The sequence below is a fragment of the Streptococcus sp. ACS2 genome (genome assembly GCF_000525585.1).
Taxonomy (GTDB): Bacteria; Bacillota; Bacilli; order Lactobacillales; family Streptococcaceae; genus Streptococcus.
Genome location: NZ_JALT01000046.1, coordinates 25,173 through 52,098, shown reverse-complemented (window position 1 = coordinate 52,098; position 26,926 = coordinate 25,173). Strand labels below are relative to the sequence as shown.

Here is a 26,926-nt window from a genome sequence, read left to right as displayed (position 1 = left end):
AATTATAGTGAGTGGCGAAAAGCTAATATCTAGAGTGGATATAGTGGTATAGGGTAATCTAGTTTTGTTTAAATCTGGATATGAGTGACAGTTTCAAAAACATGATGGTTTGGTCGCTTTTCATTATAGTTCTTATGGGACTTTTTGTGTACATTGAAAAAGCTCCATAATCCTCTACAGTGGTTTTACCCACTACAGAAATTATAGAGCCAAAAAATCTTTTGATCATTTAGTTTACACTTAAGAACCCAGCCGATTGGTTGGGTTCTTTTGTCGTATTTTAGAAGCAAGATTTCAGGACTTAGAAAGGGAGGGAAGATTTTTCACTTGCTATTTTTGAGTTTTTTAGATAAAATGAAAGCGTTATCATTTCAAAAATAGATAGGGAGTGGTCAAGTCATCTTTTTGATGTTTGACCTTATAACTTCCGAATAAGGAGAAACGTATGTTAATTGGTATTCCAAAAGAAATCAAAAATAACGAAAACCGTGTGGCTCTAACGCCTGCAGGTGTCCAAAGTCTTGTGGCTAAGGGACATGTCGTGTTAATCGAAACAAATGCAGGCCTTGGCTCTGGTTTTGCGGATGCAGATTATGCCAATCAAGGTGCTAAAATCGTTGCAACTGCTGCAGAAGCATGGGCAGCTGAGCTTGTGGTTAAAGTTAAGGAGCCTCTTGCAGCAGAATATGGCTTCCTTCGTGAGGATCTTTTACTCTTTACCTACTTGCACATGGCAGCAGCTCCAGAATTGGCAGATGCTATGGTCAATGCTAAGACAACAGGTGTGGCCTATGAAACAGTACGTAGCCAAGAAGGTCACCTACCACTTTTGGTTCCAATGAGTGAAGTTGCAGGACGTATGGCCGTTCAAATCGGTGCTCACTTCTTGACCAAACAAGAGGGTGGCTCTGGCGTTCTCCTAGGTGGGGTACCTGGTGTTCCTAAAGGGAAAGTGACTATTATCGGTGGTGGTGTCGTAGGGACACATGCAGCCCGCATTGCCCTTGGACTTGGAGCTCAAGTGACTATCCTTGATATCAGTGCTAAACGTTTGTCTGTCCTTGAAGAGGTCTTTGGTAGCCAAATTCAAACACTTATGTCAAATCCGCTCAATATTGAAGCGAGTGTCCGAGATGCTGACGTGGTTATCGGTGCTGTTCTTATCCCAGGTGCTAAAGCACCGAAACTTGTTACTAACGATATGGTTAAACAAATGCGTCCAGGTTCAGTTATTGTTGACGTTGCCGTTGACCAAGGTGGGGTTGTTGAAACTGCGGATCGCGTGACCACTCACGATGAGCCCGTTTATGAAACACATGGTGTTCTTCACTATGCCGTTGCCAATATCCCAGGAGCTGTAGCACGTACATCAACTATTGCCCTTACCAATGTCACTTTGCCTTATATCGAAGCCCTTGCAGGAAAAGGATTCAGAAAAGCCATTAACGACGACGAAGGTCTGCGTCAAGGGGTTACAACCTACCAAGGTCATATTACTAGCAAACCGGTTGCAAAGGGCTTAGACAGAGAGTATACATCAATTGATGAATTGGCATAAATAGATTATTTAGCATAAACAAAGAGGAGTCGCACCATGATTTGGTTGGCTCTTTTTTTGTGGTCTGAGATAAGAAATGCTACAAAGCCGAAACTATTAGAATTTTTCTAATTTTGGTCTTATTTTATGCTATAATGAGTAGACATATTAAGGGCAGTAATGAGTATCTATAAGGTATTTTATTCATGTTTGCCATTAGGAGGTTTTATCATGGCCAACCATATTCGTGTGATCACAGCAATTATTTTCTCTCAACTTCTCGTTCTTTATTTTGGTTTTCGTATGGATGTCTCTTTGACCGAACTGCTAACTACAGTAGCTGTGGCATCCCTGGTTGAGATTATTTATCATGTGAAGTTTGTTCGTAAGATAGGAGCCAATATTTCTTTTGAGACTTTTTGGAAAAACTGTGACCAACTTTTTAGAAAAAATGCTGTGCTGTTGGCTATTTTACTTTGTGATCTGCTTATTTTTAAAGGTGGGGATTTCTTGGCCTTCATTCTTTGGCAAGTTACCTTTGTTGTCTTGGTAAGTATTATCATCATGGCATCAAATAATGCCCCGGACGCATGATACTACTTAAATCTTGCAATGAAAGAGTTTAGATAATGTTTAGCATTCACAGAAATCATTTGTCAGACCAGGGCGTTGACTATGTCACCTTTGGTCGAGGAGATAAAGTTCTCGTTATCATTACGGGATTAAGTTTGCAAGGGTTAAGTGATATGTCTGACCTTGCCATTCACTCGCTATTTTATCGATACGCTAAGGAGTATACGGTCTATATTTTTGATAGAAAGGATCATATCGAAGAAGGTATTTCAATTGAAAATATGGCTGATGACCTCTACCATTCTTTACAAGAATTGCATATTGCTAATGCCTCTATCATAGGCATATCACAAGGTGGTATGATTGCTCAGCTATTTGCTATCAAGTATCCTCAAAAGGTGAAGAAGCTAGTATTAGCTCTGACACTTTCTCGCAATAATGCCGTCAGTAGAGAAACCATCGGAGGGTGGATAGAGATGACTGAAAATAACGATATGGACCAACTAAATAAGGATTCGATGAGTAAATCATTTTCGTCACCTGTTTTAAAGAAATTATATGTGATTAACAGATTATTTTTGAAGTCTGTAAGCAAGGAAAAACGCAATCGCTTTGTCTGTTTAGCCAAGTCTATTCTTGAGTTTGACTGCTATAAGTCGCTTGATAAAATCACTTGTCCGACCCTTGTTCTGGGAGCCAAAAACGATTTAGTTCTGGGTGTGGGTGGTGCAAGGGAACTTGCAAATAGCATTCCAAAAGCCTCCTATTATGAGTTTAGCAAACAGGGGCACGCGGCCTTTATTGAAAGTAATCAATTTAATAAAATGATATTAGAATTTCTGCGAAAGAATGCTTAGGCAGCAAACTCATAAAAATAAATCTAACCACTTACTCTCTCTAAAAAAATCAAAAAAAATAGTAAAAAAGTTATTTATTCATTTTAGATTCATCTTTCTTAGCTAAAATAAAATCATCAAGAGAAACTTGATAAGTTAATAAAAAAGAAAGTTGGAACATATCATGAAAAAAACAATTAAACAAAAAACAGTTATCACACTTGCATCACTTGGTCTCGCATGTAGTTCAGTAGTAGTGTTTGCTAATACTGCTAAAGCTACTAAAAGTACTGGGTCAACTACCCAATCAAGTTTGACGGTAGACCAAGCCAAAGAAAAAGCTCTCAATGAATCAAAAAGTGGTCAGGTAATCGGTTATGAGCAAGAGGCTAAGTTTGGAAAAACTGTTTTTGAAATTACTATTCTTGATGGTCAAAATGAGAAGGAGTACAAAATTGATGGTCAGACAGGGGATGTCTTGAAGTCTAAAACGAAAGACTTGACCAAGGATAAGGATGATAAGCAATTGATTAATGCTAGTTATAAGATTGATTTAGCTGGTGCTGAAAGTCAGGTTAAATCTAAATATCCTAAGTCTACTATTGAAAAATTGCAATTAGATGTTGAGAATAATACACTTGTCTATGACGTTAGTCTAACTGAGGGCAAGAAAGAGATTGATCTTGAACTTGATGCTAATACAGGCCAAATTGTAGAAGAAGAGATTGAAACAGACAAAGATTAATTTTAGTTATTAAAAATCTAAATCTCGACTAGTCCTTTACTAGCCGAGATTTTTCATACGAACATGATATAATATGGGATAAGAGAGTGAGAGTAGATATCTATGAAAATATTAGTAATTGAAGATGAAGTTGACTTAAACCGGAGCATAGTGAAATTATTAAAAACACAAAAATACAGTGTTGATTCGGCGTATGATGGTCAAGAGGCATTGGACTACATCAAAGTTTCACAGTATGATGTGATTATTTCAGATATTATGATGCCTAAATTAGATGGTTTGGGGGTATTGTCCTACTTGAGAAATCATCATATTAAGACACCGCTTTTGTTGTTAACGGCAAAAGATACACTAGAAGACAAGGTGACGGGTTTGGATGCTGGTGCAGATGACTATCTCGTAAAACCTTTTGAATTCGATGAATTGTTAGCTAGAATTCGTGTCATGCTTCGAAGAGATAATAGGGAAAATCTAACCAGTAGTGTGGTTTTTGGAGACTATTGTCTAGATTTTGTGAAAAAAACGTTGACTCAAAATGGCCAGCTGATTGACTTAACCTCTAAGGAATTTGAACTTCTTGAATGCCTGGTTAGACACCCGAATATTGTTTTAAGTCGGGAGCAAATTAGAGAGCATATTTGGGATTTTGATTATGTGGGAGAATCGAATATCATTGATGTGCTAGTCAAGAATATTCGAAAGAAATTGGGGAATCCGTCAATTATTCAGACAAAGAGGGGCATGGGCTATGTTTTCAAAAATGAAGAATCAGACTAAACAACCCTCTATAATTTCGAAGGTAACACTTTGGTATACAGTGTTTGTCTCCTTACTATTCATTGTCATGTTTGTAGCCTCTTTTATCATATCAGGAACTTGGTCTGACTATGAATCACGAAGTGAGTTGGAACAAGAAACGGTAGAATTGTCTACGGATCTTGATGATTTTGAGTCCTTTGATGATGGTATCTATTTTGCACTCTACAATCAAAATAAGGAGTTTGAAAAAGGGGCACTCCCAAGTGATTTTGATGCGAATGCTTCCTTTAAGTCTGGTAAATTATCTACCTATAGCAGTTCACAAATGAACTATTATTATTACGATGTTTATAATGCCAAGAAAGGAAAGTGGATTCGTGGTGTGCGAACCGCATCTGGACTGAGTAAGGAATTAACCTTGTTTTTAATTTCGATAGCTATTCTTGCTCCCATTTCAATTCTTGGTATGGCATGGGTAGGACGTCGAATTTTAAAACGTGCCTTTGTGCCAATTAAAGATGTGACTCAGATGGCGGAAGAGATTACAGAAAGTAGAGACTACACTAAACGTGTTTCCTCTTCTTATAAGCTGTCTTATGTTGAAACGACACGATTGACCAAAGTTTTTAATGACATGATATCATCGGTCCAGTCGACTTTTGAGAAAGAAAAGCGGTTTAATCAAAATGTTTCTCATGAACTTAGAACACCACTTTCTGTCATCTTGTCTGAAAGTGAGTTTGGTTCGAAATATGCTGATAGTCTGGAAGAATCCAAAGAATCCCATACTATCATAAACCGTCAGGCGAAATTAATGAAAAATATGACGGAGCAAATTTTGGAGTTGTCTAAAACTCAGAAGCTTAATTGGAATGATTTAGAAAGATTATCGTTGTCAAGCCTGATATCAGAATATTGCCAGGCACAAGAAAGAAAGTGGGCAGAATCAGCTATTGATTTTAAAGTAGCTATTGAACCCAATTTATGGATAAAGGGTGAGAAGTTACTTGTCATCCGAATGCTAGATAATCTGCTGAGTAATGCTATGAAATTTACTCGTACTAGTATTTCCATTACTCTTGAAAGGGTGGACAATCAGGCTCTTTTAAAAGTGGCAGATGATGGTATTGGTATCTCAGAAGACCAGCTCAATAAAATCTGGGACCGTTTTTATCAGGTCGAAGATTCTCGAAACAAATCGCTCAATAGTGGTGTTGGGTTAGGTTTATCCTTTGTCAAAGATATTGCAGAGTTACACCGGGCAGAACTTGATATTCAGTCTAAAGAAGATGTCGGCAGTACGTTTATTATTTGTTTCCCTCTAAGTGATTAAGAATACTGGATGAGGCTTAAAAGTATTTATTTCTAGCTAAACTATATTGAAGTTTTGGGATCTAAAAAAGATTTGGTTCTGGGAGTGGATGGTGCAAGGGAACTTGTCGATGGAATCCCAAATGCTTCCTATTATGAATTTAGCAAACTGGGGCACGCGGCCTTTATTGAAAGTAAGCAATTTAATAAAATGATATTAGAATTTCTGCGAAAGAATGCTTAGGTAGTGGACTGATAGAAACCTATTAAAATAGAATGAGAAAGGGGTTACAGTGGAGCTTGTAGCCTCTTTTTATTTCCGGTTCAATTGTGTGCAGTCTGAAAAATTAAATGATAGAATGGCGGTAGATAGGAGGATACAGAAATGTTGAACTATGATTTGATTGTTATCGGTTTCGGTAAAGCCGGTAAAACTCTGGCTGCTAAGATGAATGCAGCTGGTAAGAAAGTTGCTGTCATCGAGCGCAGTAAAGCGATGTATGGTGGTACTTGCATTAATATTGCTTGTATCCCAACTAAGACTATGATTGTTGCGGCTGAGAAGGGCTGGTCATTTGACGATACCATGAAAGAACGTGGTGCAGTGACTGGTCGTCTTAATGCTAAGAATTATAAAATGTTGGCAGACAATGGCGTTGATGTCATTGATGCAGAGGCACATTTTGTGTCAAATAAGGTTATTGAAGTAGTGGCTGGTGATGACCGCCAAGAGCTAACAGCTGAGACTATTGTCATCAATACAGGTGCCGTGTCTAATGTCTTGCCTATTCCTGGCTTGACAACAACTAAGCATGTTTACGATTCAACTGGTATTCAAACCCTTAAAGCCTTACCAAAACGTTTAGGTGTCTTAGGTGGTGGTAATATCGGTCTTGAATTTGCTGGCCTTTATAACCGTTTGGGAAGTCAAGTGACTGTCTTGGATGCAGCGACTAGCTTCTTGCCACGTGTGGAGCCATCTATTGCTAAGTTGGCCAAGGAATACATGGAAGAGGACGGCATTGTCTTTGAGCAAGGTGTTAAAACTTCCGAAGTGAAAAATGACGGTGATGAAGTTGTCGTTGTTACTGACAAAGGTGAGTTTCGTTTTGATGCGCTTCTCTATGCGACAGGACGCAAGCCTAATATCGAACCCCTTCACTTGGAAAATACAGATATTGCCTTGACTGAACGTGGCGGTATTCAAGTTAATAAGCATTTGGAAACAAGCGTTCCTGGTGTCTTTGCGGTGGGGGATGTTAATGGTGGTCTCCAATTCACTTACATTTCACTAGATGATTTCCGTATTGTCTTTAATTACTTGACAGGGGATGGTAGCTATAACCTTGAAACACGTGGAGCAGTTCCAACCGCTATGTTTCTCAACCCACCTTTGGCACAGGTTGGCCTTACTGAAGACCAAGCTAGAGCTGCAGGTGGACCGGTTGCTGTCAAGGAACTTCCAGTTGCTGGCATGCCTCGTGGTCATGTTAACGGTGATTTGCGCGGTGCTTTCAAAGCTGTGGTAAATCCTGAAACTAAGGAAATTTTGGGAGTGACCCTCTTTGGTCAAGAATCTCATGAAATTATCAATCTAATTACCCTAGCGATGAATCATCACATTTCATATACAGATTTGGCTAAACAAATCTTTACTCACCCAACTATGGCTGAGAACCTAAACGATTTGTTTGCGATTTAATATGAAAAGAGCCGATAGGCTCTTTTTTGTGAGTATATCATCCATACAAAGCGACACTCTAGGTTAGATGTCGCTTTTTTTGCGCTTTGATGATAAGATAGAAGTGCTATAAGAAAATTCTTTAGATTGGTGCTCTTTGTCTCCTTTGAATGCTTGATTGACCTTGAGTCACCACTAGAATCTGTATGAAAAATCTAGAAAGACACTCGCCTGCAAATTCGTCTGTGAGTGTGTGTAATTTATGACTAAGAAAGTAGGAGTGGGCAAGGCTCACAGTAAGATTATTTTGATGGGGGAGCACTCGGTCGTTTATGGTCATCCTGCCCTTGCCCTCCCTCTTAAGGATATTGAGGTTGTCTGTCAGATTCAGGCGGCTAAGACTCCTTTGACGCTCAAGGCTCAAGATCCCTTGACGACGGCGATTTTTTCAGCTCTTAATTATCTGAAAATCAAGAATCAGCCTATCAGCTATGCTATTAAGTCTAGTGTCCCTGAAAAGCGTGGTATGGGGTCGTCTGCGGCTGTAGCCATTGCGGCAATTCGAGCGGTCTTTGATTATTTTAATCAGGAGCTTAGCCAGGAGACCTTGGAAATGCTAGTTCATCAGGCGGAGACCATTGCCCATAGTAAACCTAGTGGTTTAGATGCCAAGACCTGCTTGAGTGACCAAGCCATTAGCTTTACGCGTAATATCGGTTTCAGGGAAATCGAGGTTAATTTAGGTGCCTATCTGGTCATTGCTGATACGGGAATCCATGGAAATACCCGTGAGGCCGTGGAAAAGGTTGAAGCCATTGGTTTAGATGCCTTGTCAGATCTCAACCAACTGGGCGAATTAAGTAAGAAGGCAGAACGTGCCCTCAAAGCCAAGGATCAAAAGCTTCTTGGTCAGCTCATGTCTCAAGCCCATAATCACCTTAAATCTTTAGGGGTGTCTTGTGATTTGTCGGATCTTCTAGTAGTAACTGCTCTGGAGCATGGTGCACTGGGAGCCAAGATGTCAGGCGGAGGACTTGGTGGCTGTATTATTGCCCTGACAAGTACTAAAGACCAAGCCCGAACGATTGCTAAAAAACTTCAAGAAAAAGGAGCCGTAAACACGTGGATAGAAAGCCTGTAAGCGTCAAATCGTACGCAAATATTGCTATTGTCAAATACTGGGGTAAGGCGGATGCGGAGCGTATGATTCCTTCAACCAGTAGTATCTCACTGACTTTGGAAAATATGTATACGGAAACCAAGTTATCTTTTCTGCCTGAGGATGCGACTGGTGATGTCATGTATATCGATGATGAGCTCCAAGGGGAAAAAGAAACAACCAAGGCCAGCAAGGTTTTAGATCTCTTCCGTACTAATCCAAACCAACATGTCAAGATTGAAACTTGGAACAACATGCCAACAGCAGCGGGTCTATCCTCAAGTTCCTCAGGACTTTCTGCCCTAGTTAAAGCAGCTAACGAGCTCTTCCAAGTCGGAAAAACGCAGTCTGAATTAGCTCAAATTGCCAAGTTTGCTTCAGGCTCATCATCACGTTCTTTCTTTGGACCATTGACAGCCTGGGACAAGGATAGTGGTGAGGTTTACCCGGTTGAAACAGACCTTAAATTGGCCATGATTATGCTGGTTTTGACAGATCAAAAGAAACCTGTATCAAGCCGGGACGGTATGAAATTGTGCACCGAAACATCGACCTCTTTCCCAGAGTGGATTAAACAGTCTGAGCAGGATTACAAGGATATGTTAGACTACCTCAAGGCTAATGATTTCCAAGCGGTGGGTGAGCTCACTGAAGCCAATGCCCTTCGTATGCACCAAACCACAAGCACGGCTAACCCACCATTTTCATATCTAACGGAAGCCTCATATCAGGCTATGGACGAGGTTAGGGCCCTCCGTGCCTCTGGTGAGCAGTGTTACTTTACTATGGATGCAGGACCAAATGTTAAGGTGCTCTGTCTGGAAGAAGACCTAGACCGCCTAGCAGACCACTTCAGTAAGGACTATCAGGTCATTGTTTCACGCACTAAGGAGTTGCCAGATGCCTAAGCAGTCGGTCAATCAGGTCACAGTAAAAACAGGTGGGAAACTCTACATTGCTGGAGAATACTCAGTCTTAACAGCTGGGCAGACAGCCCTAATCCAATTTATTCCTATTTTCATGTCAGCAGAGGTCAAGGAAGCACCAAGCACACAGCTGTCTTCAGATATGTTTGACTATAGTGTGGGCCGTGAGCCAGACGCAAATTACGCCCTCATTCAAGAGGCCTTGAATACTTTTGAGGCCTTTTGTGGTGAGAAGTTACCCGCTCTGGACCTTTCCATCACTGGAAAGTTGGAACGAGATGGGGTTAAATTTGGTATTGGTTCTTCGGGTTCTGTTGTGGTATTGACCCTCAAGGCCTTGGCAGCAGCCCTTCAGAAAGACTTATCCAAAGACATTCTCTTTAAATTAGCTAGCTACACCCTCCTCAAGCAAGGAGATAATGGTTCTATGGGAGATTTAGCTTGTATCGTATACGAGGATCTGATTTCCTATCGTTCTTTTGACCGTGAAAAAATAGCAGAGCTTATAGACCAAATAACTCTATCAGAGCTTTTGGATAAAGACTGGGACTATCGTATCAGTCCTGTAGTGCCAGTTCTCCAAGCTCACTTTTTGGTGGGGTGGACCAAGCAAGCTGCTATTTCAAAAGACATGGTTAAGATGGCCAAATCTCGTATATCAAGCAAGTATCTAAGTGAAACTGAAGCGGCTGTTCAAGCTGCTATCAAGGCTCTGGAAACAGGAGATAAGAACTTGCTTAAGAGCAGCCTTCAAACTGTCAGTGACCAGTTGGAATCACTTAGTCCAGATATTTATGTGGCCAAGCTGAAAAAACTCAAAGAAGCTGAGCAAGGCCTAGATGCCATTGCTAAGTCCTCTGGAGCAGGAGGTGGAGACTGTGGTATCGCCTTTGCCTTTGACCAAGCTAGCCGAGCTGCTCTAGTCGAGCGTTGGCAACAGGAAGGTATAGAGCTTTTGTATGAGGTTTAGGGGTCAGCTAAGTAGACATTATCACGCAAGAAAGTAAAGAAATAACCTATGACAAATCGTAAAGACGATCACATCCGTTATGCCCTCAAGTACCAGTCGCCCTACAATAGTTTTGACGATATGGAACTTATCCACAAGTCTCTACCGACTTATGATTTAGATCAGATTGACTTGTCCACACATTTTGCTGGACGAGATTGGGACTTTCCTTTTTATATCAATGCCATGACAGGTGGTTCTGCCAAGGGTGGGGCTGTCAATCGAAAACTAGCTGAGGTGGCCAGCCGCACAGGTATTCTCATGGTGACGGGGTCCTATAGTGCTGCTCTAAAGGGGGAAGCACCAGAATCCTTTGACTATCGCCAAGAGTTTCCAGACTTAGACCTAGCGACTAATATCGGTGTGGATAAGTCTGTGGACCTGGGCATTAAGACGGTGGAAGCTATGAACCCAGTCTTTTTACAGCTCCATGTTAATCTTATGCAGGAGCTTCTCATGCCTGAGGGAGAGCGTATTTTCCATACCTGGAAGGAAAATGTGGCGGCTTATGCACAGAAAATAGAGGTTCCTCTTGTGCTTAAGGAGGTCGGCTTTGGTATGGATGTGGAAACCATTCGTTACGCCATGTCTCAGGGCATCAAAACTGTGGATATCTCAGGTCGTGGTGGGACTAGCTTCGCCTATATTGAAAATAGTAGAGGCGGTAACCGAGATTACCTCAATGACTGGGGACAAAGCACCGTTCAGACCCTCTTGCAAGCCCAAGACCTTCGTGATAATGTGGAAATCCTAGCCTCTGGCGGAGTGCGCAATCCACTCGATATGGTTAAATGTCTGGTCTTAGGAGTAAAAGGCGTTGGCCTCTCACGAACAGTCCTTGAATTGGTAGAACGTTACCCTGTGGATAAGGTTGTGGCTGTCGTTAATGGCTGGAAAGATGACCTTCGTCTCATCATGTGTGCCCTTGATTGTCAAACTGTTGATGAGCTCAAATCTGTGGATTACATCTTACATGGTAAGCTACAAGGGACTTATATCAAGCAAAGAAAGTAGGAAAGAGCCAAGTGCTCTTTTTTAATTTTTAAAGATGATAAAACAATTTCTCTAGGCGATGATATTATGGAGACATCATTTTAACACCGGTCAAGGATAAATAATGACATTCCTGATTTGACTTGTTTCTAGCGAGCAAAGCGAGCACTTAACGAGACTTTCCGCTGTGAGAAAAGTTCTAGAAATACAAGTATTTCTAGAACTCGGAATTTTTGAGAGTAAAACAGTTTGGGGAACTGTTTTAGCCTGAGTCTAGAAATTAAAAAGTGAAGGGCTCAAAAATTAGTCATGGAGCTTCGAAGAAGTACGCTGACGTCCGCACTCACTTAAGGAAAGTCTAAAAAAATCCATTTTACAAAAGAATATCTTACAAAAAAGAGCGGAAGCTCTTTTTTTATTACCCACTCAAGCAAAAAGTAACTTTTCCCCTTGACAAGTTACTGCCTTAGGAGTATTATTTTCAGTGAAATACGGTAGGTGAGGCTACCACAAGGATACGGATGACTACCGCAAAGCAGTGGAGACACTACTCGTTGGTCAACAGTCCTGATTGCCAAGGTCAAGACTAAGCTCATTTCATCGCCTTGCGGAGCTAAAGCTTGAACGGTCCATTTTTTGACAGAATCTATTAAAAAATCAACCTCGAGTTTATAGAGTCTTACCTGTATATGAGTAGGACTCTTTTCTTTTGTCTGAGGTCCACCCACTATATAAAAAAATGAAAGGAGAAACCTATGAGACTAATCGACGATCACCCCGAACCGCACCTAACCAGTCAATCGCTGATTAGTGTCTTAGGGACTCCATAAGTGATTGGCTCCTGATTAAATAAGGAGATTCCAATGTCAACAAATAAAGAAAGACTTATTGCTGCTCTTCAAGAGCCACTTGAAACAACCCTTACTCGCTACAAGACTCACTTGGATGGCTTGAAGGAAGACCAAGTAGAAGAAAACCGTGACCTTTATGGGGAAAATGTCATAACCAAAGGACAAGAGGATTCTATCATCAAAAAGATTTATGAATCTATCATCAATCCCTTTACTGTTATTCTCTTAGTCATTGCTCTGGTTTCCTTTATCACCAATGTCTGGCTTGCTAAACCGGGTGAAGAAGACCCAACGACCTCTATCATCATTGTCACTCTAGTTTTGATATCTGGTGGTATCCGTTTTATTCAAGAACTTCGTAGCGACAAGGCTGCCAGTAATTTGTCTCGCATGATTGTCAATACAGCAACAGTACTTCGAGATGGCAGTGAGCAAGAAATCCCAATTGATGAAATTGTGGTTGGAGATGTGGTCAAACTAAGTGCGGGAGATATGATTCCGGCTGATGTGGTCTTACTAGATTCTCGTGATTTCTTTGTTCAACAGTCTGGCTTGACCGGTGAAAGCGATGCTGTGGAAAAAGCTTGTCTGGCTAAAGCAGATGGTCAAAATCTAGAGAGCCTGCTTGAAAGTGAGAGCCTTGCTTTCATGGGAACTAATGTTATCTCTGGTCGTGCAACAGCCTTGGTTTTAGTTGTTGGTGATGAAACCATGATGGGAGCAATTGAGCAGACCATCAATACTTATGACGAACCAACTTCATTTGAACGTGAGATGAATTCCATTTCTTGGCTCTTGATTCGACTCATGTTGGTTATGGTTCCTGTTGTTTTTGTGATTAACGGTTTAACAGATGGGGACTGGCTTGAAGCCGGCGTCTTTGCCCTTAGTGTGGGAGTCGGTTTGACCCCAGAAATGTTGCCGATGATTATCACAGCCAGTCTTGCCAAGGGTTCTATCATTATGGCCAAGGAAAAGGTGGTCATCAAAAAACTTAATGCTATTCAAGACCTAGGGGCTATCGACATCCTTTGTACGGATAAGACAGGAACCCTGACTCAGGATGAAATCGTTCTTGAGTACCCTCTTGATATCCATGGTGACCTTGACCTATCAGTACTTCGGAGAGCCTATCTTAATTCTTATTTCCAAACTGGCTTAAAAAATCTTATGGACCGTGCCATTATTAGCCGAACTGAAAGAGAAGCTAAGAAACATGACATCGTTCGTGACCTTGACCAGACCTTCCACAAGATTGATGAGCTACCTTTTGATTTTGAACGTCGTCGCATGAGTGTCATTGTTCAAGACACTGATGGATTTGTTAGCATGGTGACAAAAGGTGCCCTTGAAGAAATGCTCTCTGTTTCTAACTATGTGGAATACAAGGGAGACATTATCCCATTGACTGACGATGTTCGTGAGGAAGTCCTTGCGGAAGTTGCACAGTTGAATGAACAAGGTTTGCGTGTTCTCGGTGTTAGCTACAAATCACAGCTTAATGAAAATGACGTCTTTAGTGTCGAAGATGAAAGTGATATGATTTTGACGGGATATCTTGCCTTCCTTGACCCACCAAAACCATCAGCAGCACCTGCTATCAAGGCTTTGGCGGAATATGGTGTGACCACAAAAATTTTGACTGGAGACAATGATAAGGTGACACAGGCTGTCTGTGAAAAAGTTGGTCTAGATGTGACGCACATTCTACTTGGAAGTGATCTTGATACCATGTCAGATCAAGATTTGGCTAAGGCTGTGGAAACGACAACAGTCTTTGCTAAGTTATCCCCAGACCAAAAGGCACGAATTATCCTAAGCCTTAAGGAAAATGGGCATAAGGTAGGCTATATGGGTGATGGTATCAACGATGCCCCATCCATGAAGGTGTCAGATGTGGGGATTTCTGTGGATACAGCTGTTGATATCGCCAAAGAAACTGCAGATGTTATCTTGCTTGATAAGGATTTAATGGTCTTGGAAAAAGGTTTGGTTGAAGGACGGAAGGTCTATGCTAATATGACCAAATATATCAAGATGACCGTTTCTTCAAATTTCGGGAATATCTTTTCTCTCCTCTTTGCCAGCATTTTCTTACCATTCCTACCAATGGCACCTGTGCATTTGATTGTCCTAAATCTTGTCTATGATATCTCTTGTATCGCCCTTCCATTTGACAATGTGGACAAGGAATTTCTTAAAGAGCCACATATCTGGGAAGCCAAATCAATCATGCGTTTCATGGCTTGGATAGGACCTATTTCGTCCGTATTTGATATTTTGACATATATCTTGCTCTATTTCATCATTGTGCCAATGATTTTGGGGCATGGCTATGTTCATGGTTCACCAGAAGCAGCAGCCTTTATCATTATTTTCCAAACAGGTTGGTTTATCGAATCTATGTGGTCTCAAACCATGGTTATCCACATGTTACGTTCACCAAAACTACCATTTATTCAAAGTCACCCAGCACTATCAGTTGTTGTGACAACCTTATTTGCTGCTTTCTTTGTGACTTCTCTTCCATACAGTCCATTGGCTAGTCTCTTAAAACTCAGCCATCTAAACGGTCTCTATTTCATTCTCTTGTTTATCATCATTACTTTGTATATGCTTAGTGTTACCTTTGTGAAGCATATCTATATTAAGAAATACAAAGAATGGTTATAGGATAACTATTCTTAGAAAAAGAGCATAAGCTCTTTTTTCATTACCGTCCATTCTGCCAAAACTCTCTCATTTATGGTATAATAGGGCGATTATAGATAATCAGAGGCCCTAAAAAACGTCTGTTATGAGGACATCTTTTCTAAGAAATGAGAGACTATGTTTTCAAGGCCCCTTTCTTTCGTAGGCTATCCCAGTGGGAGGTTGAGGTCCTGAGATTTGGGGCTCAAGGCTAAGACCGCCTCGAAGGAAACCATCACAAATAAATCTTAAGAAGGAAAAAGAAAATGAGTAATTACGCTATTATCCTTGCTGCGGGTAAAGGAACTCGCATGAAATCAGATCTTCCAAAAGTATTGCACAAGGTTTCAGGCATCACTATGCTTGAGCATGTCTTCCGTGCAGTTTCAGCTATCGAACCAGCTAAAAACGTTACTGTTATTGGTCACAAGGCTGAGCTTGTTCGTGAGGTTTTGGACGGTCAATCTGCCTTCACTATGCAAACTGAGCAGTTGGGGACTGGTCACGCAGTAATGATGGCTGAAGAAGAGTTGGCTGGACTTGAAGGGCAAACGCTTGTTATCGCCGGTGACACGCCTTTGATTACCGGTGAAAGCCTTAAAAACCTTATTGATTTCCATGTTAATCACAAAAATGTTGCCACTATCTTGACTGCAACTGCGGACAATCCGTTTGGTTATGGTCGTATTATCCGTAACGAAAATGGCGAAGTGACTAAGATTGTTGAGCAAAAAGATGCCAACGAATTCGAACAACAGGTTAAAGAAATCAATACAGGGACTTACGTTTTTGATAATAAACGTCTCTTCGAAGCACTTAAAAACATCAACACTAACAACGCTCAAGGGGAATACTATTTGACAGACGTCATCTCTATTTTCCGTGAGAATGGTGAAAAAGTAGGTGCCTTCACTCTTCGTGACTTTGAAGAAAGTCTCGGGGTTAACGACCGTGTTGCCTTGGCTACGGCAGAAGATGTTATGCGTCGTCGCATCAACCAAGCTCACATGGTTAATGGTGTTACTTTCCAAAATCCAAACGCTACTTATATCGATGTGGATGTGGAAATTGAGCCAGACGTTGTCATTGAAGCCAATGTTACGCTTAAAGGGCAAACTAAAGTCGGTGCAGAGTCAGTGCTTACCAATGGGACTTATATTGTTGATTCAACTATCGGCGCCAATACTGTTATCACTAACTCTATGATTGAGCATTCAGTGGTTGAAAAAGGTGTTACCGTTGGTCCGTTTGCCCATGTTCGTCCGGATTCAATTCTCAAAGAAGGCGTTCATATCGGTAACTTCGTCGAGGTTAAGGGTTCTACCATCGGTGAAAATACTAAGGCTGGTCACTTGACCTACATTGGTAATGCGGAAGTTGGTTCTGACGTTAACTTTGGTGCTGGAACAATTACCGTTAACTATGATGGTCAACATAAATTCAAGACCCAAATTGCTAACAACGTCTTTATCGGAAGCAATTCAACCTTGATTGCACCGCTTGAAATCGGGGACAATGCACTTACAGCAGCTGGTTCAACCATTACAGAGAATGTTCCAGCTGACAGCGTCGCCATTGGACGTGGCCGTCAGGTCAATAAAGAAGGCTATGCCATTAAGAAACCTCACCACCCAAGCCAACAAAAGTAGGCTTAAGGCTATCTGAGCTTGGTTGTTCTTATAAAACCAGCTTAGAATGAGGTCAGAAGTAAAAGGAGTCAATTCATGGAGTTTGAAGAAAAAACACTCAAACGTGAGTCAAAATTTAAGGGACATATTTTTGAAGTTGCAGTAGACGAAGTCCTCTTGCCAGACGGTAAGACAGCTGGTCGTGAACTCATCTTCCACAAGGGAGCAGTAGCTGTTTTAGCGGTTACCCCAGAAGGAAAAATCATTATCGTCAAGCAATACCGTAAGGCTATTGAGGCGGTTTCCTACGAGATTCCTGCGGGTAAACTGGAAGTCGGTGAAGCTGGTGAAGAGATGGCTGCAGCAGCGCGTGAACTTGAAGAGGAGACTCAGTATAAGGGTGATCTCGAATTGATTCATGAGTTTTACACAGCCATTGGTTTCTGTAATGAAAAAATCAAGCTCTATGTGGCTACAAACCTCAAGCCTGTTGAAAATCCACGCCCACTTGACGAAGATGAGTTTCTTGAAATCTATGAGTTGACTTATGAGGAGTGTATGGAACTCGTAGCTTCAGGTGCAATTCAAGATGCTAAAACCATCATCGCTCTCCAATACTATGCACTTCATTTTGGAGGAAAATAAGTTATGAGTAAGCCACTTTTGACTGACGATGTCATTGAGCAGGCTAAGCGTGGGGAAATCGATTTAGAGGAACAACCTTATTATGAGGACTATGATCAAGAGTTCTACGATGAGGATTATGAGGCTGATTACCAGCCTTCGGCCTACAAGAGCCGTCGAATTGAGAATGCTAAACGCAATCAATTTCAACACAAGCTTAATCGCATCCTCTTTTGGGTTGTCGTCCTCTTGATTATTCTCTTCATTGCTGTCTTTTATTTCTAATAAGTCTATGAGTCAGATAGCTCTGTCTACTGATTCAGACAAGATTACAAGCTGAAAAGGAACTATATGAAAATTGGAATTATCGCTGCCATGGAGCAGGAGTTAGTGCTTCTAGTGGAGCAATTGGAAAATAAGGTTGAAGAAACTGTTCTTGGCAATACCTACTACACAGGACGCTTGGGCAAACACGACGTCGTTTTGGTGCAGTCAGGTGTTGGTAAGGTTATGTCAGCCATGTCTGTGGCTGTTTTGGCAGACCACTTTGGTGTTGATGCCCTCATTAACACTGGTTCTGCAGGAGCAGTAGCACCTGGACTTAAAATTGGAGATGTCGTTGTGGCATCAAAATTGGCCTATCACGATGTTGACTTGACAGCATTTGGCTATGACTATGGGCAAATGTCTATGCAACCACTCTACTTTGAAAGTGACTCTACCTTTGTAGAGACTTTTGAAAAGGTTTTGGCTCAAGCCTCTATCGACTCTAAAATTGGTCTTATTGCGACTGGTGATAGCTTTATTGCAGGTCAGGATAAGATTGATGCTATTAAAGGGCACTTTCCAGAAGTCTTAGCCGTGGAAATGGAAGGAGCAGCCATTGCTCAAGCTGCACACAGTGTCAAGAAACCTTTCATCGTTGTTCGTGCTATGAGTGATACAGCAGCCCATGACGCTAATATTACTTTTGACGAATTCATTATTCAGGCGGGAAAACAATCAGCTGCTATCTTAGTGGAGTTTCTCAAAGAGCTTGCCTAAAATACTTTAAATGAGTGTTTATGCTCAATTTCTTAATAAATTTAAAGACGACTGTTATTCCTTTAAGAATGGCAGTTTTTTTCTTCCTTTAGACAAGATAATCTTCTCATTTTTCAAAGAGAAAATCTGAATTTTAGTATTTTTTAGACAAAATTTGAATTAAAATTATGGCAATAAAATGAGAAAGAAAAACAATATTAAAAGAGAGACTCCGAAAGAAAGCTTATAATATAAGGGTTTAAAAATTTCACTATCTATTGATATCTTAGAAATCTTTACAAAACCTCCAAAGGGGTAAATAATTTTCTTGCAAAGTTCTGAAAATAGTGTATAATTCTGGTTGAAAAGGGTTACAAAAATGTTAAGATTTGTAAAAATGGGAGGATAGAATCATGAATAACCTATTCGGTGATTCGAGGCAGCGTTTCTCCATCCGTAAGTTTACGGTGGGCGTTGCTTCGGTCTTACTTTCGTCTGCGGTTTTTGGTGTAAGTACCGCTAATGCAGAACAAGCTGAAGAGCCTACGGGACAGCCAGCTACGAGTATACTTGAGGAAGCCAGTGAGTCTGATGGTGGGGGCCAAAGGACAAGCGCTAGCGTCTCAAGTCAAGAAGTGACAGCTGAACCTACTGTTCAGGCAGAGAGTACAAGTGCTATCTCAGTGACTGCTATTTCTAGTGAAGTTGCGCGTCAAGAGCAAACGGTTGCAAGCTCTGAACAAACTAGTTCATCGCAAGATAAGACTAGTGAAACTCTTAGTGAGAAACCTGTAACTGTTAGTGAAACACGAGAAGCTAGTGCTAGCGAACTTGCTGCAGCAAGTAATAGTAGTTCCACTTCATCTGATAATTTCGGACTTAAGGTTACCAATCTAAGTCGTCCAATTCCAGCGGATGTCAAGGTGACTAAGACAGGAACTGAAATCCATATTCAAAACCCTAACGTTGAGCTTCAATTTCCAGACGGAAATAGTATTTACTCAAGAAGTAAGGTTGTTTATCATGATATTTCATTCCCTAACGATATAGCTATTAATTCAGGTGACAAAGTTATCTTCACTCTTCCAAGTGAATTGCAATTTAAGACAAGCTATAGTGTTAATGTTTACAACCCTAATAACGAAGTTGTTGGTATTGCTCAGGTAGATCCTAAGAATAACAGTGTTGTAACCACATTTAATCATTATTTCGAAGATCACCCTATTGGGAAATATATGAATTTAGAGTTAGATACGCTTTATTCTGAAGCTCTCAAAGGTGGCGAAAAATTGCACCTCAATTTCAATGGTCATGTCGTTAATGTGACAGTTGGTTCTGCAAATCCTATTCCTGGTGACGAAGTCATTGCTAAATGGGGTAGTCAGGACAAGAATGATCCAACCCTAATTAACTGGGGAATGCGTCTTAATTACGCAAGACGTGTCTTGAATAATCTTCAATTGATCGATACTTGGTCTGATAATCAAAGATTTGTTGATAATTCTTTAGAGTTACGTTACATTGATTCTGCTGAGCCATGGGTTGATAAGGGTTCAGCTATGGAATTGATTAAGAGTTTCTCTCATGACGATACTAAATTTGAGTTAAATCTTGGTCGTTTGGACCGTATGGTTTATGTTTGGTATCAGACACGATTGACCAACCCAGCATCAGATTCTAATAATCCTACGAATAAAGTTGACCTTCATGCAGATGTTGAGTCAAAAACATATACTTCTGAAGTACGTTTAGTTGGAGGTCGTGGAAATGCAGGTGGTGAACAAGAGGTACATTTCAATCTTGAATTAGCCAAAGAGTTGGCAGGTAGAGCCTTGAAAGATAAGGAATTTACCTTCAAATTGGTTGATATGACAGATAATAAGATGGTTGATCTTGGTGAAACAACCAATGATGCCTCTGGTAAAATTGTCTTCTCAAATCTTGTACTTAACCAACCAGGTACTTACCACTATCGTGTGACAGAAGTTCCTGGTAATGATAGTGACGTCGTTTATGATAAGCTCCAAGCTGATGTGACTGTCCAAGTAGCTAGAGAAACCACAGATGGCCGAGAAAAATTAGTGGCCAAAGTGGTTTATCCAGATGACGTTATCTTTAACAATAAATTGGTAACACCAGCCAAGGCCAAAATTACATTTGGTAAGGAATTGACCAAGGTAGGTGTTAAGCAAGATCTAAAAGCAGATCAATTCCAATTTGTCCTTAAAGACCGTTTTGGAAAAGTCCTTGAGACTGTTGGAAATACAGCTGACGGTCAGGTTGCCTTTAGTGAGTTGACCTTTAACAAGGTAGGTACCTACAACTACACTGTTGAAGAACTTGCAGGTAAGGATGATGCAATTGTCTATGATACGATGAAAGCTGCTGTTTCTATCACGGTAACACGTGATGGTGATGCTCTTGTTTCAACCGTAGTTAATCCAAAAGACACCATCTTTAACAACAAGTTTGTGACTCCAGCTAAAGCTGCTATTCAGTTCAGTAAGGAATTGACTAAGGCAGGTGTTAACCAAACTTTGACTGCTAATGAGTTCCAATTTGTCCTCAAAGATAGTGCAGGCCATATTGTCGAAACTGTTGGAAATACAGCTGATGGTCGTGTTGCATTTAGTGAACTTCACTTTGATAAGGCAGGAACTTACACTTATACTGTTGAAGAAGTTAAGGGAACTAACGAAGATATCGTCTATGATGGTATGAAAGCGACTGTCTGGATTACAGTGACCCGAGATGGCGATGCTTTGGTATCAACGGTCGCTAATCCAAAAGACACTGTCTTTAATAACTTTGTTAAAGAAGTGCAACCAGCCAAGGCCAAATTCGAATTGACCAAGGTTCTTACGGGCCGTAACCTCAAAGATGGTGAATTTAGCTTCGTTCTTAAGGACGACAAGGGTAATGTTATCCAAACAGTGACCAATAATGCACAAGGAAACATTAGTTTTGAAAACATTGTCTATGACAAACCAGGTGTTTACTACTACACTGTTGAAGAAGTCAAGGGCAATGAAGCCGATGTGGTTTATGATAACATGGTAGCTAAATTCCAGGTGACTGTTACCAAGACTGTGGGTGAAAAGGAAAATCTGCTTGTAGCAGCAGTTCTCCTTCCTTTGGATACAGAATTTAACAATAGTTACATTCCTCCAAAACCTCCTACACCGCCAACACCACCGACACCACCAAGTGTCCCACCTAAACCACCAGTGGTTCCGCCGACACCACCAACACCGCCTACTCCACCAGTGACGCCAAAACCAGCTAAGCCAGTTCAATCCTCTGAGAAATCAGGACCTCAACTTCCAGAGACTGGTCAAGCTAACGATACTGCCTTGCTTGCCCTCGGTGTGGCAGCAGAAATGGCAGCAGTCATGGGTGTAGCATATAGCCATCGTCGCCGTAAAGACGTTTAAGATGATGACCTAAAAGATCGAGAATGCTCGATCTTTTTTAGTGTTGGAATGCCTATCTCATTAAATGAGAAATCAAGATAAAGCCAACTGCAGGATGAAATTTCTACTAAATTAAGCTATAATGAGGAGTATGAAAGTTCTACTTTATCTTGAAGGAAAATCGGTTCTTGAAAAATCAGGAATCGGACGGGCTCTCCACCATCAGATGCATGCCTTGGACTTGGCGGGGATTCCCTATACGACGGACATCTTGGGTGATTACGATGTCGTTCATATTAATACTTATGGTCCACGTAGCTTGATGTTGTTGCATGCTGCAAAACGCCGTGGCAAGAAGGTCATCATGCATGGTCATTCGACACGTGAAGACTTTGAGAATTCATTCATCGGTTCTAACCTTTTGGCCCCACTTTTTGGGAAATATTTGGCCCACATGTATCAAAAGGCCGATTACGTGATTACACCATCTGAGTATTCCAAAAAATTGATTCAGTCTTACGGAGTTACCACACCAATCATTGCTGTTTCAAATGGGATTGATCTGAAAAAATACGGTAAGGATCCACGTAAGGAAGAAGTTTTCCGAGACTACTTTGGTATCGAGGAAGGACAGCCAGTGGTTATTTGTGCGGGTCTTTATTTCCAACGCAAGGGAATTGAAGATTTCGTCAAGGTTGCTGAAAAGATGCCTCATGTTCGTTTCATTTGGTTAGGTAGTATCAGCAAATGGTTGATTCCTAAGAAGATTCGAGACATTGTCAATGGTAAGCATCCTGATAATGTCAGCTTCCCAGGTTATTTCAAGGGAGCCGTCTTCCAGGGGGCTATGAGTGGTGCTAATGCCTTCTTTTTCCCATCTTACGAGGAAACTGAAGGGATTGTGGTGCTAGAAGCCTTTGCTAGTCACCAGCATGTAGTTTTGCGTGATATTCCTGTTTATGAAGGTTGGGTTGATGACAAGTCGGCCTCATTTGGGCACAACGTGGACGAATTTGTAGTAGCCTTGCAAGATATTATCGATGGTAAAGTGGACAAACGTGAAGAAGGCTATAAGGTTGCAGAAAGTCGCTCGATTGATGATGTCGCCCAAAAGCTTGTTGAAGCCTACAAAGAAGTATTGGAGATTTAAATGCGTATCGGATTGTTTACAGATACCTATTTTCCACAGGTATCAGGTGTTGCGACCAGTATTCGCACGCTGAAGACGCAGTTGGAAAAAATGGGACATACAGTCTTTATCTTTACCACCACTGATAGAGATGTTGACCGCTATGAAGACTGGCAGATTGTCCGTATTCCGAGTGTGCCTTTCTTTGCTTTTAAGGATCGCCGTGTAGCTTATCGTGGCTTTTCCAAGGCACTAGAGATTGCTAAACAATATAAGCTTGATATTATTCATACGCAGACAGAGTTTTCATTAGGTCTGCTAGGGATTGCCATTGCACGCGAACTTAGGATTCCTGTTGTGCATACCTACCATACTCAGTATGAAGACTATGTCCGCTATATTGCCAAAGGTATGGTTATCCGTCCAAGTATGGTTAAGTACATTGTTCGTGGCTTTATGAGCGATTTAGATGGAGTCATCTGTCCGAGTGAGATTGTTTATGACCTTTTGCTCAAGTACAAGGTTGCAGCTGAAAAACGTGTCATTCCAACTGGAATTGAACTTGAAAAATTCCAACGTCCAGAGATTACTGAAGATGATGTGGCAGACTTGAGATCCAAGCTTGGTATCGCCTCTGATGAGACCATGTTGTTGAGCCTCTCTCGTGTGTCCTATGAGAAAAACATCCAGGCTGTGCTGGCTGCTCTCCCTTCTGTTTTGGAGGAAGACGACAAGGTGCGTTTGGTTGTGGCTGGTGACGGTCCTTACCTACCAGATCTTAAGTCTCAAGCCAAAAAACTTGGTATTCAGGACAAGGTGGTTTTCACTGGTATGATTGCGCCTAGTGAGACAGCACTTTATTATAAGTCTGCTGATTTCTTCATTTCGGCATCAACCAGTGAGACTCAAGGCTTGACCTATCTGGAAGCCTTGGCTAGCGGTACCCCTATCATTGCTCACGGAAATCCTTATTTGGATAATGTGATTACAGACCAGATGTTTGGAACGCTTTATTATCATGATAATGATTTAGCCGGGGCCATTTTGGAAGCTGCCATTGCAACACCAGAAAAAGACGAAACTAAGTGGGCTGACAAGCTTTATGAAATTTCTGCGGAAAACTTCGGAAAACGTGTCTATGAGTATTACTTGGACCTTACGATTTCTAAGGATTTCCACAATGACTTGAATGGTGAAGACAGTACCATGAAACGCTTGACGCGTATGGTAACTTATTTGCCGACTAAGGCTATTACCTTGCCTGTTAATGGCTCTGTTCGTATCCTCAAAGGATCAGCCAAACAGGTCAAGAAAATCAAAAATATCACGAAACTTTTGGATTAGGAAAGCTATCAGATTTTCCTAGTTAGGTAAAATCTTAGAATTGATTAATAAAAGAGATAATTAGCTTGAAAAATTACAGTTTCATGCTATAATAACGCATAGAGACATATCAGTCATGGGAAATCTTTCAGAGAGCGTGTGTCGCTGGGAATCACGCAGAGGACATGATTGGGACTACTCGATAAATTTTTTATGCAAACATAAAACGGTGGCCACGTTAGAGCCAATCAGAGGTGTAGGACAGACGCATTTTTTGTCGTACACGAACTAAGGTGGAACCACGTTGCGACGTCCTTTTGAGGATGTCGCAATTTTTTATGAGGAGATTAACTATGGAGTTGCAAGAATTAGTGGAGCGCAGTTGGGCAATCCGACAAGCTTATCACAATCTGGAAGTTAAGCATCATGGTTCCAAGTGGACGGTAGAAGAAGACCTCTTGGCTTTATCGAATGATATTGGAAATTTCCAACGATTAGTGATGACCAAGCAAGGACGCTACTATGATGAAACACCTTACACACTGGAACATAAACTTTCAGAAAATATCTGGTGGCTAGTAGAACTTTCTCAACGTTTGGATATAGACATCCTGACGGAAATGGAAAACTTCCTCTCTGATAAAGAAAAGCAGTTGAACATTCAGACTAGGAAGTAGTCTGCTAATAAAAAGTCAATGCTTAGAAACTATGAAATAATAAAAGGAGAAAATTATGATTAACATTACTTTCCCAGATGGCGCTGTTCGTGAATTCGAATCTGGCGTTACAACTTTTGAAATTGCACAATCTATCAGCAACTCTTTGGCTAAGAAAGCTCTTGCTGGTAAATTCAACGGTAAATTGATTGATACTACACGTGCTATCACTGAAGATGGAAGCATCGAAATCGTGACACCTGATCACGAAGATGCCCTTCCAATTTTGCGTCACTCAGCGGCTCACTTGTTTGCACAAGCAGCTCGTCGCCTCTTCCCAGACATCCACTTGGGTGTTGGTCCAGCTATCGAAGATGGTTTCTACTACGATACTGACAATGAAGCTGGTCAAATTTCTAACGAAGACCTTCCTCGCATCGAAGAAGAAATGAAGAAAATCGTTAAAGAAAACTTCCCATCAATCCGTGAAGAAGTGACTAAAGACGAGGCGCGTGAAATCTTCAAAAATGACCCATATAAATTGGAATTGATTGAAGAACACTCAGAAGACGAAGGTGGTTTGACTATCTACCGTCAAGGTGAATATGTTGACCTTTGCCGTGGTCCACACGTGCCATCAACTGGTCGTATCCAAGTTTTCCACCTTTTGAATGTTGCAGGTGCCTACTGGCGTGGAAATAGTGATAATGCTATGATGCAACGTATTTATGGTACAGCTTGGTTCGATAAAAAAGATCTCAAGGCTTACCTTAAACGCCTTGAAGAAGCTAAAGAACGTGACCACCGTAAACTTGGTAAAGAACTTGATTTGTTCATGATTTCTCAAGAGGTTGGTCAAGGTCTTCCATTCTGGTTGCCAAACGGTGCGACAATTCGTCGTGTCTTGGAACGCTACATCGTGGACAAGGAAGTAGCAGCAGGCTACCAACACGTCTACACTCCACCAATTGCCTCAGTTGAGCTTTATAAAACTTCAGGTCACTGGGATCATTACCGTGAAGATATGTTCCCAACAATGGATATGGGAGATGGTGAAGCCTTTGTCCTTCGTCCAATGAACTGTCCTCACCACATCGAAGTTTACAAACACCATGTGCATTCTTACCGTGAATTGCCTATCCGTATCGCTGAAATTGGGATGATGCACCGTTATGAAAAATCTGGTGCCCTTACAGGACTTCAACGTGTACGTGAAATGTCACTTAATGATGGTCATACTTTCGTAACACCTGAACAAATCAAAGATGAGTTCCAACGTACGCTTCAATTGATTATCGATGTTTACGAAGATTTCAACTTGACTGACTATCGTTTCCGTTTGTCATACCGTGACCCTAAAGATACTCACAAATACTTTGACAATGACGAAATGTGGGAAAATGCTCAAAGCATGTTGAAATCAGCCATGGATGACATGGAACTTGACTACTTTGAAGCAGAAGGTGAAGCTGCCTTCTACGGTCCAAAACTTGATATCCAAGTGAAGACTGCCCTTGGTAATGAAGAAACCCTTTCTACTATCCAATTGGACTTCTTGCTTCCAGAACGTTTTGACCTTAAATACATCGGAGCTGATGGAGAAGAACACCGTCCAGTTATGATTCACCGTGGGGTTATCTCAACAATGGAACGCTTTACAGCTATTCTTATTGAAAACTATAAAGGAGCCTTCCCAACTTGGTTGGCACCTCAACAAGTAACTGTTATCCCAGTTTCAAATGAAGCCCACACAGATTATGCTTGGGAAGTTGCCAAACAACTTCGTGATCGTGGTATCCGTGTTGAAGTGGATGAACGTAACGAGAAAATGCAATACAAGATTCGTGCGTCTCAAACACAAAAAATCCCTTATCAATTGATTGTTGGTGATAAGGAAATGGAAGACGGAACTGTTAACGTTCGTCGTTATGGACAAAAACAAACACATACAGAAGCTGTGTCAGAATTTGTAGAAAATATCCTTGCTGATATCGCTCGCAAATCACGCCCAGATGCCGAATAAAAAAAGGGTCGGTTAGCTAAGCTAACTGACTTTTTA

Annotated in this window: 21 protein-coding genes and 1 riboswitch; all 21 genes read left to right on the top strand. The window is 41.1% G+C overall.

What is annotated here, in order from left to right; genetic code table 11:
* Positions 1 to 445 precede the first annotated feature (445 nt).
* The 21 genes from ald to thrS all read left to right on the top strand — a co-directional run bounded on the left by ald (position 446) and on the right by thrS (position 26,890).
* Complete coding sequence (gene ald / locus HMPREF1517_RS09385; protein WP_037601550.1) at positions 446 to 1,558, top strand: alanine dehydrogenase; 1,113 nt, start codon at positions 446 to 448, stop codon at positions 1,556 to 1,558.
* A 210-nt stretch (positions 1,559 to 1,768) separates the two neighbouring features.
* Positions 1,769 to 2,131, top strand: a complete 363-nt coding sequence (locus tag HMPREF1517_RS09380) for a hypothetical protein (RefSeq protein ID WP_037601547.1) — start codon at positions 1,769 to 1,771, stop codon at positions 2,129 to 2,131.
* Between the two features lie 35 nt (positions 2,132 to 2,166).
* The gene (locus tag HMPREF1517_RS09375) at positions 2,167 to 2,967 is read left to right on the top strand and encodes an alpha/beta fold hydrolase (RefSeq protein ID WP_037601544.1); all 801 of its coding nucleotides are present in this window, start codon (positions 2,167 to 2,169) and stop codon (positions 2,965 to 2,967) included.
* Positions 2,968 to 3,130: 163 nt separating this feature from the next.
* Positions 3,131 to 3,691 (top strand): PepSY domain-containing protein, encoded by a 561-nt coding sequence (locus tag HMPREF1517_RS09370; protein ID WP_037597536.1) that lies wholly within the window; start codon positions 3,131 to 3,133, stop codon positions 3,689 to 3,691.
* Between the two features lie 102 nt (positions 3,692 to 3,793).
* A complete protein-coding gene (locus HMPREF1517_RS09365) occupies positions 3,794 to 4,468 on the top strand; it encodes a response regulator transcription factor (RefSeq protein WP_002890309.1) in 675 nt (224 codons plus the stop codon).
* Positions 4,440 to 5,783, top strand: a complete 1,344-nt coding sequence (locus tag HMPREF1517_RS09360) for a sensor histidine kinase (RefSeq protein WP_037601541.1) — start codon at positions 4,440 to 4,442, stop codon at positions 5,781 to 5,783. Before HMPREF1517_RS09365 ends, HMPREF1517_RS09360 begins: the two co-directional genes overlap by 29 nt.
* A 363-nt stretch (positions 5,784 to 6,146) precedes the next feature.
* Positions 6,147 to 7,463 (top strand): FAD-containing oxidoreductase, encoded by a 1,317-nt coding sequence (locus HMPREF1517_RS09355; RefSeq protein WP_004182975.1) that lies wholly within the window; start codon positions 6,147 to 6,149, stop codon positions 7,461 to 7,463.
* 241 nt (positions 7,464 to 7,704) lie between these two features.
* The gene (gene mvk / locus HMPREF1517_RS09350) at positions 7,705 to 8,583 is read left to right on the top strand and encodes a mevalonate kinase (protein ID WP_037601538.1); all 879 of its coding nucleotides are present in this window, start codon (positions 7,705 to 7,707) and stop codon (positions 8,581 to 8,583) included.
* Positions 8,565 to 9,509 carry a diphosphomevalonate decarboxylase gene (mvaD, locus tag HMPREF1517_RS09345; RefSeq protein WP_004182973.1) on the top strand — a complete coding sequence of 315 codons (945 nt, stop codon included), beginning with the start codon at positions 8,565 to 8,567 and terminating at the stop codon, positions 9,507 to 9,509. The genes mvk and mvaD overlap by 19 nt, the downstream gene beginning before the upstream one ends.
* Positions 9,502 to 10,497: a phosphomevalonate kinase gene (locus HMPREF1517_RS09340; RefSeq protein WP_004182972.1), complete on the top strand. Its 996-nt coding sequence runs from the start codon at positions 9,502 to 9,504 to the stop codon at positions 10,495 to 10,497. The genes mvaD and HMPREF1517_RS09340 overlap by 8 nt, the downstream gene beginning before the upstream one ends.
* A gap of 48 nt (positions 10,498 to 10,545) precedes the next feature.
* Positions 10,546 to 11,550, top strand: a complete 1,005-nt coding sequence (gene fni / locus HMPREF1517_RS09335) for a type 2 isopentenyl-diphosphate Delta-isomerase (protein WP_004182971.1) — start codon at positions 10,546 to 10,548, stop codon at positions 11,548 to 11,550.
* Positions 11,551 to 12,012: 462 nt separating this feature from the next.
* Positions 12,013 to 12,168, top strand: a riboswitch (M-box (ykoK) riboswitch).
* A 224-nt stretch (positions 12,169 to 12,392) separates the two neighbouring features.
* Positions 12,393 to 15,053, top strand: coding sequence for a magnesium-translocating P-type ATPase (gene mgtA, locus HMPREF1517_RS09330; RefSeq protein WP_002890316.1), 2,661 nt, complete (start codon positions 12,393 to 12,395; stop codon positions 15,051 to 15,053).
* Positions 15,054 to 15,337: 284 nt separating this feature from the next.
* A complete protein-coding gene (gene glmU / locus HMPREF1517_RS09325) occupies positions 15,338 to 16,720 on the top strand; it encodes a bifunctional UDP-N-acetylglucosamine diphosphorylase/glucosamine-1-phosphate N-acetyltransferase GlmU (protein WP_037601536.1) in 1,383 nt (460 codons plus the stop codon).
* A 75-nt stretch (positions 16,721 to 16,795) separates the two neighbouring features.
* Positions 16,796 to 17,344 carry an NUDIX domain-containing protein gene (locus HMPREF1517_RS09320; RefSeq protein WP_002890318.1) on the top strand — a complete coding sequence of 183 codons (549 nt, stop codon included), beginning with the start codon at positions 16,796 to 16,798 and terminating at the stop codon, positions 17,342 to 17,344.
* Positions 17,345 to 17,347: 3 nt separating this feature from the next.
* Positions 17,348 to 17,608, top strand: coding sequence for a cell wall synthase accessory phosphoprotein MacP (macP, locus tag HMPREF1517_RS09315; protein ID WP_037601533.1), 261 nt, complete (start codon positions 17,348 to 17,350; stop codon positions 17,606 to 17,608).
* Between the two features lie 66 nt (positions 17,609 to 17,674).
* The gene (locus tag HMPREF1517_RS09310) at positions 17,675 to 18,367 is read left to right on the top strand and encodes a 5'-methylthioadenosine/adenosylhomocysteine nucleosidase (protein WP_002886153.1); all 693 of its coding nucleotides are present in this window, start codon (positions 17,675 to 17,677) and stop codon (positions 18,365 to 18,367) included.
* 392 nt (positions 18,368 to 18,759) lie between these two features.
* Positions 18,760 to 21,780 carry a Spy0128 family protein gene (locus HMPREF1517_RS10105; protein ID WP_051412009.1) on the top strand — a complete coding sequence of 1,007 codons (3,021 nt, stop codon included), beginning with the start codon at positions 18,760 to 18,762 and terminating at the stop codon, positions 21,778 to 21,780.
* 130 nt (positions 21,781 to 21,910) lie between these two features.
* Positions 21,911 to 22,909, top strand: coding sequence for a glycosyltransferase family 4 protein (locus HMPREF1517_RS09295; protein WP_004182965.1), 999 nt, complete (start codon positions 21,911 to 21,913; stop codon positions 22,907 to 22,909).
* On the top strand, positions 22,910 to 24,232 hold the full coding sequence (locus HMPREF1517_RS09290) for a glycosyltransferase family 4 protein (RefSeq protein ID WP_037601531.1): 1,323 nt from the start codon (positions 22,910 to 22,912) through the stop codon (positions 24,230 to 24,232).
* 332 nt (positions 24,233 to 24,564) lie between these two features.
* The gene (locus HMPREF1517_RS09285; RefSeq protein ID WP_037601528.1) at positions 24,565 to 24,888 is read left to right on the top strand and encodes a MazG-like protein; all 324 of its coding nucleotides are present in this window, start codon (positions 24,565 to 24,567) and stop codon (positions 24,886 to 24,888) included.
* Positions 24,889 to 24,943: 55 nt separating this feature from the next.
* A complete protein-coding gene (gene thrS / locus HMPREF1517_RS09280; protein WP_002890325.1) occupies positions 24,944 to 26,890 on the top strand; it encodes a threonine--tRNA ligase in 1,947 nt (648 codons plus the stop codon).
* Positions 26,891 to 26,926 lie beyond the last annotated feature (36 nt).